The following is a 12,013-nucleotide window of genomic DNA, read 5'->3' as shown; positions in this document are numbered from 1 at the left end:
CATGCAAGACGACCGTCAATGCACCCTCGGCGCAACTAGCCGCTCTAGACGCACCGGGTAGCCACGTCCCACTCTGCCGAGGAAGACGTTCGGATCGTCGGTCGCCTGGAAACCCTCGGCGTCGGACGCATCGCCGGGCTCGGAGGTGAGCTGGAGGTCCGGGTCGGGCTCGATCGTCAGTTCACGCGCCAGCACCTCGTTGGCGATCAAACCCCTCAGGCCTTCGTGCCAACCGTCGGGAAGCTCAGGTACGCCCAGTTGCAGGACGATCCGGTCGCTGATGTCCAGCTCACAGCGGCGACGGAACTCCTGGATCTCGCGAACCATGTCACGCGCCCACCCCTCGGCTTCCAGCTCCGCAGTGACGGTCCCGTCGAGCACCACCAGGCCGACGCCGTCGGGCAGTGCGGCGGTGAACTCGGGGTCGGCGGCCACCAACCGGGAGCTGTACTCCTCGGGCTGCAGCACGGCCGGACCCGCGGTCAGCGTTCCGTCGGCGTTGAGAACCCCCTCGCCCGCCTTGACCGCCTTGATCGCTGCCTGCACGTCCTTGCCGATGCGCGGCCCGGCGACGCGGGCGTTGACGGCGAGCTCGAACCGGCCGTGCGCAGCGATGTCGTCGGTGAGCTCGACGGCCTTGACGTTCAGCTCGTCGGCGATCAGGTCACGGTAGGGCTCGAGGCGATGCGGATCCTCCACGGCGACAGTCAATTTGGGCAGCGGTAGGCGCACCCGCAACCTCTTGGCCTTGCGCAGCGACGAACCCGCCGACGCGACCTCGCGAACCAGGTCCATATCGGCGACCAGCTGCGGATCGACCGGCAGCACACCGGCCTCCGGCCAATCGGTCAGGTGCACCGACCGCTCGCCGGTGACACCGCGCCAGATCACCTCGGTGATCAGCGGCAGCAACGGGGCCGCGAGCCGGCTCGTCACCTCCAGCACGGTGTGCAGCGTGTCGATGGCATCGCGATCCTCTTCCCAGAACCGCGAACGTGACCGTCGCACATACCAGTTCGTCAGCGCTTCGGTGAACTGCCGGAGCTGGTCGCAGGCCTGCGAGATGTCGCAGACGTCCATCGACGCGGTGAGATCGTCACGCAGCACCGCGAGTTTGGCCAGGATGTAGCGGTCCAGCACATGGGTGGAGTCGGTGCGCCAGGTGCCCTTCTGCGGAGCGTAGAGCGCCAGGAACGTGTAGGCATTCCACAGCGGGAGCAGCACCTGGCGCACACCGTCGCGGATGCCCTGTTCGGTCACGATCAGGTTGCCGCCCCGCAGGATCGGTGAGGCCATCAGGAACCACCGCATCGCGTCGGAGCCGTCGCGGTCGAACACCTCCGAGACGTCGGGATAGTTGCGCAGCGACTTGCTCATCTTCTGGCCGTCGTTGCCGAGCACGATGCCGTGCGACACACACGTGCGAAACGCCGGCCGGTCGAACAGCGCGGTCGCCAGGATGTGCAACGTGTAGAACCAGCCGCGGGTCTGCCCGATGTACTCGACGATGAAGTCACCGGGAAAGTGGGCCTCCTCGCCCGCCCCGCCGGCGAACCACTCGGCGTTCTCGAACGGGTAGTGCACCTGCCCGTACGGCATCGACCCGGAGTCGAACCAGACGTCGAGCACATCCTCGATGCGCCGCATCGTGGACTTGCCGGTCGGGTCATCGGGGTTGGGCCGGGTCAGCTCGTCGATGAAGGGCCGGTGCAGATTGTCCGGCCGAACCCCGAAGTCCCGCTCGAGTTCGTCGAGGCTGCCGTAGACGTCAATCCGCGGGTAGGCCGGGTCATCGGACTTCCACACCGGGATCGGCGTGCCCCAGTACCGATTCCGCGAGATGGACCAGTCCCGCGCACCGGCCAGCCACTTGCCGAACTGCCCGTCCTTGACGTGGTCGGGATACCAGGTGATCTCCTGGTTCAGCTCGACCATGCGGTCGCGGAACTGGATCACCTTGATGAACCACGACGACACCGCCCGATAGATCAGCGGATTGCGGCAGCGCCAGCAGTGCGGATAGGAGTGCTCGTAGGTGTCGTGACGCAGCAACACCGCGCCGTTGGCGGCGGCCGCCCCGGTGCCGTTCTTGAGGTCACGGATGATCTGCGGGTTGGCGTCGAAGACGTGCTGGCCCGCGTAATCCGGGACGCTGGCGTCGAAGCGGCCCTTGGCGTCCACCGGGGTCACCGCGTCGATGCCACCGGCCTGCGCGGTGGCCATATCGTCCTCGCCGTAGGCCGGGGACATATGCACCAGGCCGGTGCCGTCCTCGGTGCTGACGAAGTCGGCGGGCAGCACCCGGAACGCGTTGGGTGAGTCCATGAAATACGGGAACGGCGGCGCGTACCGCGCACCGACCAGGTCCCGGCCCGCGAAGGTCGCCACGACGGTGGGTTCGTCACCGAGTTCGCGTGCGTACGCCCCGAGACGGGCCTCGGCGAGCACGAAACGCCGGCCATCGGCCTCGACCATCACATAGGCGACGTCGGGGTTGACCGCCACCGCCTGGTTGGACGGCAGCGTCCACGGTGTGGTGGTCCAGATCAACAGATGTGCGCCCGCCAGGTCACCGGTCTGATCCTCGCGCAAGCGCTCGATTCGGAATCCGACGGTCAAGGCCGGGTCCTGCCTGCTCTGGTAGACGTCGTCGTCCATCCGCAGCTCATGGCTGGACAGCGGGGTCTCGTCGTTCCAGCAGTACGGCAGCACCCGGTTGCCCTCGTAGGCCAGCCCCTTGTCCCAGAGTTGCTTGAACACCCACAGCACCGACTCCATGAAGCCGATGTCGAGAGTCTTGTAATCGTTGTCGAAGTCCACCCAGCGCGCCTGCCGGGTGACGTAGTCGCGCCACTCGGAGGTGTACTTGAGCACCGACTCGCGGCACGCATCGTTGAACTTCTCGATGCCCATGGCTTCGATCTGGGCCTTGTCGGTGATGCCGAGCTGGCGCTGGACCTCCAGTTCGGCCGGAAGACCGTGGGTGTCCCACCCGAACCGGCGTTCCACCTTGTAACCGCGCATGGTGCGGTACCTGGGCACGATGTCCTTGACGTACCCGGTGAGCAGATGTCCGTAGTGCGGTAGCCCGTTGGCGAACGGCGGCCCGTCATAGAAGACGTATTCGGGCGCACCTTCTCGCCGCGCCACACTGGCCCGGAAGGTGTCGTCGGAGTCCCAGAAGCTGAGCACATCGGTTTCCAGCGCCGGGAACTTCGGTGCGCCGGCGGCGGGCTTCGGATATGCGGTCACGGACGTCGTACTCCTCGTGCCAGGTCTCGTACAGGCACGGGGACGAACGTCGCGCCGGTGCGCGAGCGCCGCGGTACCACCCCGCTTGCGCACACGGGGTGCGCCGCTCAAGTCAGGGCGATGACGGGCCCACCCGTTCGGTTCTAGTAGGCGTGGACGCGAACGTCCCGCCGTTCTTCCGAAGGCTCCCCGGTGATGGCCGGATCGACGCCGATCGGCCCAGTTTAGCGGGCCGGGTTACAGCGGCGCTGCCGCGTCCGAGGTGATCTCGATGACGGCCAGCGGGAACTGCTCGGCCATCTCCTGCACCGAGTACGCATCCAGTCGGGACTCGTCATACCACCAGTCGATGTGCAGCAGGCCGTCGACGCGCTGCACGCGCAACTCCAGCGCGCGGGCGCTCGGGCCGTCATCGCGGCCGTCGGCGATGCTGAGCAACAGCTCCGACTGCGCGACCGGATGACCGACCGCGGCGGTCAGCCCACCGTGCGCCCCCTGCAGCATCTCGGTCGGTCCCATCGGCTGGGCCGCCGCGCAGATCATCGACACGCGGTGGTTGAGCCAGCGGTTCCCCCCCGTGACGTCGACGGCGACGATGCCGTCGCCGCGGGTGCGGCCGAGGGTGCGACCCAGGGCCGCGAGGAGGATCTCCCCGACCGGGACGCCGAGCCACTGCGCCGCGCCGTCGAGTTCTTCGGTCAGTTCGCTCGACGGCGTGGTGGGGAGCTTGTGCGATTGAACGGGCAACACGTCGACCGCGGCGCGATCGAATACTTCCAGAGTTGCCGGCGCGGAACCGAGAGGCGTTTGTTTGACCTCGTCGGAAATGTATGGGGCGACCATGCGGCTAACCGTACAGCGAATGTCCCAGATATGGGAGACCGCTCCCAAAACTGTGACGGCTATGTCAATTAAGAGCGTGCTATCTATTTGCCGGGTGGGGCTGCCCATTTACGGGATGGCGGTTTATGGTGATCGGATGCCCCGTACGGATGAGAACGGCAGACAGCTCAAGGCACTGCTCGACTACCTCCTCGACGGAGAGATCGACGCCAAGGACATCATCGACGCGCTCGGCATATCAAGCAGCACCTATTACCGGCGGATCAAGGAAGCCGACTACCCCTCCGCCGAGGAACTCCGACTGGTAGCCGACCGTTTTGCCCTCAGCTATCCCGACCTGCAGATCCAGTTCGGCCTGATGAGCAGGCAGGAAGTGTGGCAGTACATCGAGGCCACCGGCACCGCGCCGCCGGCAGTGGCGACACTGCCCGGCACCACGACCACCGTCGACGCCCGGCCACGCACCCGACTGGCCGATCTGAAACCGCGACTGGACGCACCGCCCCTTTAGCCACGTCAGCGCATACAATTTGCTGACCTCGTCCGGCTCGAAAGCGACACCTCATGGCTCTGGCATCACTGATCGTGATCACACTGACGTGTATCGCGTGGAGTCTGTGGATTCGCCGCGTCACCTGGTCGTGCCGATGGGAAGTGGCCGCGACCCTCAACATTGCGTTGCAGGGGGCCGCGGTGCTGCTGATGTCGCCGCTGGCCTCGGAGACCGTCGGCCCCTTCCTCTATTCGCTCACCGGCAAGTGGAACCTCGAGGACTACATCGGCCACGATTGCTACATCGTGGCCGCGACGGCGGTCGTCTACAACAGCCTGGGCCGACTTGAACAAGATCACGCTTTGCAGCAACGGTTCCGGCAGCACATCGAGCGGCCCGCGACACTGTGCATCCCGCTGCTGCTCGTCCTGTTCTGGGTCGGCAACGGGGCGTCGATCTACCGCCGCGACTTCTTCGACGTACCGACCGACCTCTGGCTCAACCTGTACTGGCTGGTGCTCTGCGGTCTACTGATCTACCTGCTCAGCTACGGGGTGCGGGCCCTGATGGTGTTGCGCACCGATCCTCGGTCCCGTCAGATCGCCAACGTCTACCTGTTCGCCTCGGCCATGGGGATCGTCGCCTGTCTGGTGCGGATCACCACGGCGCTCGTCCCCCCACTGCAGACTGTCCAGGGCACGACGCTGGTGTGGGTCTTCGCCTGCGCCTGCGGCGCCGGCTTTGCGCTGACCTCCGCCTACTCGTGGCGGATCAAGACGCGGTGGTTCACCCGGGCGAAGATCTAGCTGCTTGGCGGCTCAGACCGCGGTCGCGGTGACGTCGCTGAACGGCGCGCCGTATTCGCGCACTGCGCGGTAGCCGTTGCGGCGAGCCAGCGTCACGCCGCGACGGATCAGCGCCGCGGTCGTCACGAACCCGGCCTGGTCGCTGACCACCAGCGGGGTGAGCAACCTGTTGTGCACAAAGCCGAAGGACAACCCGCTCTGCGGATCGGCCCAGCCGAGCGAACCCCCGAGGCCCACATGGCCGAAGCCGGGCATCACCCCCGGGAAGGGCAGGCCGTGATATCCGAGGTGGAACGACAGCGGCATGATCATCCCGTGGTCGGGCCGCAGGCTCGGCTTACCGACCAGCTTCGCCGTGGTCGCAGCGGACAGGTACTGCGTGCCGGCCACCCGCCCGCCGTTGGCGATGGCCCCGTACATCCGGGCCAGGGCGCGTGCGGTCGCCACCCCGTTGGCGGCGGGTATCTCGCTGTCCAGCATCGGCGTCTCCCCCTGGACCAGCGCTTTCACACCGGGCAGGTAGATCGCCCCGAAGGCTGCCGAGAACGGTAGCGCCGCGATCCGGGGTGCCATGAGGTTGAACAGCGGATTCTGCAGGCGGCTCTGCGGACCGATGATCTGTGCGGGCTGGGTCGGCGCCGGTCCCGGCGGACGTCCCAGATGCAGCCCGTCGGTGTCCAGTGGTGCTGCCACCTCGATGCGAATCAGCTCACGCATCCCCTTGCCGGTGACTGATCGAGCCAGCCCGGACAACAACCAACCGAAGGTGAACGCATGGTAGGCCGGCTTTCCGTGCAGCCAGCTACGGGGAGCCGCGGCGAGCCGCTCTTCCATCAGCACATGGTTGAGCAGATCCGCCTTGGCGACGCCGTTGAGCTGAGACAGCCCGGCGCGGTGGCCCATCACGTCGCGCACCGTGATCGCCGACTTACCGTTCACGCCGAACTCTCGCCAGTACTCGGCGACCGGGGCGTCGTAGTCGATCAGGCCACGGTCGTGCAACCGATGGATGACGGTCGCGGCGACTCCTTTCGTCGCCGAGAACACCATCGGACCGGTGTCGGCGGTCCACCGCCGGGTGCCTCTGCGGTCAGCCCAACCGGTCCAGACGTCGACGACAGGCTCACCGTGGAGATACACCGAGAGCGCTCCGCCGCCGAGTCGTCGCCACGGGAACATCTGCGCGAACGCGCGCACCGCGCAGGAGAAGTTCGGATCGGCGGCACCCTGGACGCCGCGGGGCAACACGGCCCCGTGGCCGTGTGAGAGCGCCGCGCCGCGCTCCGGGTTCTTGACGCCCGTCACAAATCTGAATTTACCCCGGCGTGCGGCAAACCACCCTCGAGTTACCGATTCGTTAACCGCGGCTCTCCGACGGCGCCTCCACGGCGTCGAGGATCTGCTGGGCAGCAAGCGCGGGAGTCAACTGCCCATCCCGGACCTGACGTTCCACCTCACCCCGGATGGCGCGCACGCCGGGGCTGGACAGCACCCGGTCCAGCACGGTGTCGCGGACCATCGACCAGGTCCATTCGACCTGCTGGGTACGTCGTCTGGCCTCGAACTGTCCGGCCTCGGTCAGCACGTCGCGATGTTTGAGCACCGTTTCCCACAACTCGGCGAGGCCGTCTCCGGTGAGCGCACTCATCGTCAGCACCGGTGGCCGCCAAAGGGTTTCGCGCGGATAGATGAGCCTGATGGCACCGGCGAGTTCGCGGGCGGCGGACCTGGCCTCGACGGCGTGCTCCCCGTCGGCCTTGTTCACCACGACGATGTCGGCCAGCTCCAGAACCCCCTTCTTGATGCCCTGCAGCTGGTCGCCGGTGCGCGCCAGCGTCAGGAAGACGAAGGTGTCCACCATGTTGGCAACCGTCACCTCGGACTGCCCGACACCGACCGTCTCGACCAGGATGACGTCGTACCCGGCGGCCTCCAGCAACACGATCGTCTCGCGTGTCGCCTTGGCGACCCCGCCCAGGGTGCCTGAGGTCGGCGACGGCCGGATGTAGGCGTCGGGGTGCACCGCCAACTTCGCCATCCGGGTCTTGTCGCCCAGGATGGAGCCACCGGTGCGCGTCGAGGACGGGTCGACGGCCAGCACCGCCACCCGGTGGCCGCGTTCGAGCAGATGCATGCCGAGGGCTTCGATGGTCGTCGACTTGCCCACGCCCGGGACTCCGGTGATACCGACGTGCAGAGCGGAGCCGGCCTGGGGCATCAGGTCGAGCAGCAACTCCTGCGCCTTGCTCCGATGGTCGGCGCGGGTCGATTCGACCAGGGTGATCGCCCGGGCCAGCGCCGAGCGGTCACCGCCGCGTACTGCGTCTGCGAGCTCGTCGACAGGCTGACTCATCTAGTTCAAGGTGTAGCCGAGTCGTTCGGCCAGCTTGTCGAGCAGCCCGATCGCGGCGTCGGCGATGACGGTCCCGGGCGGGAAGATCGCGGTCGCACCCGCGGCGTACAACTCGTCGAAGTCGCCCGGTGGGATGACACCGCCCACCACGATCATGATGTCGGGCCTGCCGACCTCGGCCAGCGCGTCGCGCAGCGCGGGCACCAGTGTCAGATGACCCGCAGCCAGTGACGACACCCCGACCACGTGCACGTCGTTGTCGGCGGCCTGGCGCGCAACCTCTTCGGGGGTGGAGAACAACGAGCCCACGTCGACGTCGAAGCCGATGTCGGCGAACGCGGTCGCGATCACTTTCTGCCCGCGGTCGTGCCCGTCCTGCCCCATCTTGGCGACCAGGATGCGCGGACGCCGCCCGTCGGCCTCGGCGAACTTCTCGACGAGCGCGGTCGCGTTGCTGACGTTGCTTGCCATACCCACCTCGTCCCGATAAACCCCTGCGATGGTTCGGATCTCGGCCTGATGGCGTCCGTACACCTTCTCCAGCGCGTCCGAGATCTCCCCGACGGTGGCCTTGGCGCGGGCGGCGTCGATGGCCAGCGCCAGCAGGTTGTTTCCCAGCCCATCGTCGCCGGCGGCACCCGAAGCCGCTGCGGCGCGGGTCAGTTCGGCGAGTGCGGATCGCGTCGCGCGCTCATCCCGTTCTGCGCGGAGCCGCTCCAGTTTCGCGATCTGCTCGGCCCGCACCCGGCTGTTCTCGACCTTGAGCACCTCGATCTCGTGGTCCTCGTCGACCTGATAGCGGTTCACCCCGATGACCGTCTGCTGCCCCGAGTCGATCCGCGCCTGGGTGCGTGCGGCGGCCTCCTCGATACGCAGCTTGGGGATACCCGCGTCGATGGCCTGGGCCATGCCGCCGTGCTCGGCGACCTCGGCGATGTGCGCCCGCGCCTTCTCGGCCAGCTGATGGGTCAGCCATTCCACGTAGTACGAGCCGGCCCACGGGTCGATCGGGCGCGTCGTGCCCGACTCCTGCTGCAACAGCAGCTGGGTGTTGCGCGCGATACGGGCCGAGAAGTCGGTCGGTAGAGCCAGCGCCTCGTCGAGGGCGTTGGTGTGCAGCGACTGGGTGTGCCCCTGAGTTGCCGCCATCGCCTCCACACACGTTCGCGCGACATTGTTGAAGGCATCCTGCGCGGTCAGCGACCAACCCGAGGTCTGCGAATGTGTGCGCAGCGACAGCGATTTCGCGCTCTTGGGGCCGAACTGCGAGACCAGCTCGCTCCACAGCAGCCGGCCCGCCCGCAACTTGGCGACCTCCATGAAGAAGTTCATGCCGATGCCCCAGAAGAACGAGAGCCGCGGCGCGAACTTGTCGATGTCCAGACCGGCGTCCAGCCCGGCCTTGATGTACTCGACGCCGTCGGCCAGGGTGTAGCCCAACTCCAGATCGGCCGTCGCCCCGGCCTCCTGGATGTGATACCCCGAGATCGAGATGCTGTTGAACTTGGGCATCTTCGCGCTGGTGTAGCCGAAGATGTCGGAGATGATCCGCATCGAAGGCTTGGGCGGATAGATGTAGGTGTTGCGGACCATGAACTCTTTGAGGATGTCGTTCTGGATGGTCCCGGCGAGTTTCTCCGGCGGCACACCCTGCTCCTCGGCCGCCACCACGTACAGCGCGAGGATCGGCAGCACGGCACCGTTCATGGTCATCGACACCGAGACCGTCGACAGGTCGATACCGTCGAACAGTTGGCGCATGTCGAGGATGGAGTCGATCGCCACGCCGGCCATGCCGACGTCACCGGCCACCCGGGGATGGTCGGAGTCATAGCCGCGGTGGGTGGCCAGATCGAACGCCACCGACAGACCCTTCTGCCCGGCGGCCAGGTTGCGCCGGTAGAACGCGTTGGACTCCGCGGCAGTGGAGAAACCGGCGTACTGGCGAATGGTCCAGGGCTGGTTGACATACATCGTCGGATAGGGCCCGCGCACGAACGGTGGCTCGCCGGGCAGGCTGTTCAGGGGGTAGCCGGCCTCGACGGTCAAATCGCGGTCCGCGCCGATGTAGACCGGCTTGACGTCGATTCCCTCGGGTGTGGTCCAGTTCAGCTGATCGGCTGTGTAGCCGTGCGCCGCCGCCGCTGCGGCGACCTGCGCGGCGACATCCGAGGGCGCCGGTGCCGGCGGTGCGGCAGCACCGCGTAGCGGTACGTCGGCAAAGCTGCCGATCTGCCCCGGTTGGCCGGCCGAAGCCGACCGGCCGGCCACATCGTGCACGGTCACTTTCATGCCCCCAATCGGGTCAGCAGGTCCGACAGCGCGCTCACCGCGTCGATCTTCGCGGTCAGATATCCGTCGGGTTTCGAATCGGCGTCTACGACTGCCTTCTCGGGCCCGGCGAGCAGAACTCGGCGCACACCGGCGGCGCGCGCGGCCGCCACCACCGCCGAAACCTCTGCGCCGTAGCGGGCATCGGTACCGCAGATCACGGCGATCTCGGCGTGGCCGGCCTGTGACACCGCGGCTCCCACACCGGCAGCGTCCAGCGGTCCCGGGTTGACGGCTGCGATCCCGCCGGACGCCAACAGGTTCGCGGTAAAGGCGGTGCGGATGTTGTGCTCGGCGAGTGGCCCGAGCGGCAGCAGCAGGACTTTCGGGCGGGCACCGGTTTTCTCCAGGTGGGTGTCCGAGCGGTCCCGCAGCGCCTCGAATGCGGCCGCGTAGCGACGCACGTGCGGCAGCGGATCACCTTGCGGCAGCGGAATTTCGCCGAGATCGGGAAACTCGTTGACTCCCGTCAGCGCGGTGCGCCGGTGGGCGATGTCGTCCGTGCGTCGGTCGGCGACCTCGGCGATGCCGGCGATGATGTGTTCGCCGGCGGCGGTGAACCCGCCGTTGCCCTCGATCTCCTGAAACTTCTGCCACGCCTGGGTGGCGAGTCGGCAGGTGAGATCCTCGATGAACCACGATCCGCCCGACGGGTCGAGCACCTGCCCGAGATGCGCCTCCTCGAGGAGTAGCAGCTGTGTGTTGCGGGCGATGCGGCGTGCGAAACTACGTGCAGTGCCGGGAAATCCACCGGAGATCGCCACATCGAACGGGTGCACGACAAGCGTGTCCGCTCCTCCGACACCGGCTGCGAACGCCGCCACGGTGGTGCGCAGCATGTTCACCCAGGGGTCGCGTGCGGCCATCATCGGCAACGACGTCGTGGCGTGCAGCGTGGCGGCCCCGGCTTCAGGTTCACCGACGACCTCGGCGACGCGGGCCCAGAGTTGGCGCGCGGCACGGAGTTTGGCGATGGTCATGAATTGGTCGTCGTCGGCGGCGACGCGGAAACTGATCTGCCTGAGCGCATCGGCGGTCGAGATCCCCGCCTCGGTCAGCAACCTCAGGTAACCGACACCGGCGGCGACCGCGGCACCGAGTTCCCAGGAGGCGCTGGCGCCCAGATTGTGAAAAGCCGTGCCGTCGACCGTGACGGCACGTACATGGCCGCCGTACCCGGCGACCTGTTCGGCGATCGCCACGATGTCGGCCGCCTCGGGCGCACTGCGGCCGGTCAACGGCGCCGTGAGCGGGTCGGCACCCAGATCGACCGACAGCCGCGAGCGCTGGTCGCTGTCGAGATCGGTCAACAGACCCATCAGGGCATCAGCGGCAGCGCGGTAGCAGGAACCGTCGCCGTCGATCTCGAACAGCACCGGCACCAGATCGAGATAGACCCCGTCGAACAGACGGTCGAGATCGGCGGGGGCGATCGCCGCGCCGCCGTCACCGATGCGCACCACGATCGCACTGACGCCTTCGGTGAGGGCCAGCAGGATCGCTCCGTTGGCTGCTGCCACACCGGCCGCCTCCGAGCCGGCAGCACGTCCGGCCTCCGCGGGGAACACCTCGGCGACCTTCCACCCGGACTTCACATCCCGCAGCGCGTCCCCGCCGCGCACGAAAGGCCAATGGCCCGGCAGCGCCGACTCGGCGAGTTCGTCGGCACTGGTGTAGAGCGGCCGGATCGGGAAGCCGTCGTAGGTCGCCGAATCGAGCAGACGCTCGGGCTCGGGCGGCAGATCGGCGGGATCCCGTTTCGTGGACTTCGCCAGAACGCCTGCCACGGCGGAGCGCCAGCGGTCCAGATCGGAGTCGAGTACGCCACCGGCAGAGCCGGCGCTGGGTGTCTGCACAGCCATCAGGCTAAATGATGGCCATCACACCGATGTGCGCTGGTCGGCCGACTCCACAGCGCGGCCACCGGGCGGGTTT

General features: G+C 67.4%; 8 protein-coding genes. 2 read left to right on the top strand and 6 right to left on the bottom strand.

Annotation, left to right across the window (positions count from 1 at the left end):
• Positions 1 to 15: 15 nt before the first annotated feature.
• Together ileS and ACNUDN_RS13120 are read right to left on the bottom strand one after the other, a co-directional pair.
• The gene (gene ileS, locus ACNUDN_RS13125) at positions 16 to 3,252 is read right to left on the bottom strand and encodes an isoleucine--tRNA ligase (protein ID WP_419122349.1); all 3,237 of its coding nucleotides are present in this window, start codon (positions 3,250 to 3,252) and stop codon (positions 16 to 18) included.
• Between the two features lie 237 nt (positions 3,253 to 3,489).
• Positions 3,490 to 4,095 (bottom strand): hypothetical protein, encoded by a 606-nt coding sequence (locus ACNUDN_RS13120; RefSeq protein WP_419122348.1) that lies wholly within the window; start codon positions 4,093 to 4,095, stop codon positions 3,490 to 3,492.
• Positions 4,096 to 4,231: 136 nt separating this feature from the next.
• Here ACNUDN_RS13120 and ACNUDN_RS13115 point away from each other — a divergent pair, with 136 nt between their 5' ends.
• Positions 4,232 to 4,606 (top strand): XRE family transcriptional regulator, encoded by a 375-nt coding sequence (locus ACNUDN_RS13115; RefSeq protein ID WP_419122347.1) that lies wholly within the window; start codon positions 4,232 to 4,234, stop codon positions 4,604 to 4,606.
• Between the two features lie 53 nt (positions 4,607 to 4,659).
• Complete coding sequence (locus ACNUDN_RS13110) at positions 4,660 to 5,394, top strand: hypothetical protein (protein ID WP_431959994.1); 735 nt, start codon at positions 4,660 to 4,662, stop codon at positions 5,392 to 5,394.
• Positions 5,395 to 5,406: 12 nt separating this feature from the next.
• On the opposite strand, the gene lipL is transcribed toward ACNUDN_RS13110, so the two are convergent.
• From lipL to mutA, 4 genes are read right to left on the bottom strand one after another with little or no spacing between them, the layout of a single operon-like run.
• Complete coding sequence (gene lipL, locus ACNUDN_RS13105; protein WP_419122345.1) at positions 5,407 to 6,699, bottom strand: esterase/beta-lactamase LipL; 1,293 nt, start codon at positions 6,697 to 6,699, stop codon at positions 5,407 to 5,409.
• A gap of 52 nt (positions 6,700 to 6,751) precedes the next feature.
• Positions 6,752 to 7,747, bottom strand: a complete 996-nt coding sequence (meaB, locus tag ACNUDN_RS13100) for a methylmalonyl Co-A mutase-associated GTPase MeaB (RefSeq protein WP_419122344.1) — start codon at positions 7,745 to 7,747, stop codon at positions 6,752 to 6,754.
• Positions 7,748 to 10,039 carry a methylmalonyl-CoA mutase gene (gene scpA / locus ACNUDN_RS13095; RefSeq protein WP_419122343.1) on the bottom strand — a complete coding sequence of 764 codons (2,292 nt, stop codon included), beginning with the start codon at positions 10,037 to 10,039 and terminating at the stop codon, positions 7,748 to 7,750.
• Positions 10,036 to 11,940: a methylmalonyl-CoA mutase small subunit gene (gene mutA / locus ACNUDN_RS13090; RefSeq protein WP_419122342.1), complete on the bottom strand. Its 1,905-nt coding sequence runs from the start codon at positions 11,938 to 11,940 to the stop codon at positions 10,036 to 10,038. The genes scpA and mutA overlap by 4 nt, the downstream gene beginning before the upstream one ends.
• Between the last annotated feature and the right edge of the window lie 73 nt (positions 11,941 to 12,013).

The sequence above is a fragment of the Mycobacterium sp. smrl_JER01 genome (assembly GCF_048513595.2).
Lineage (GTDB): Bacteria > Actinomycetota > Actinomycetes > Mycobacteriales > Mycobacteriaceae > Mycobacterium.
This window is presented reverse-complemented; position numbering and strand designations above follow the sequence as displayed.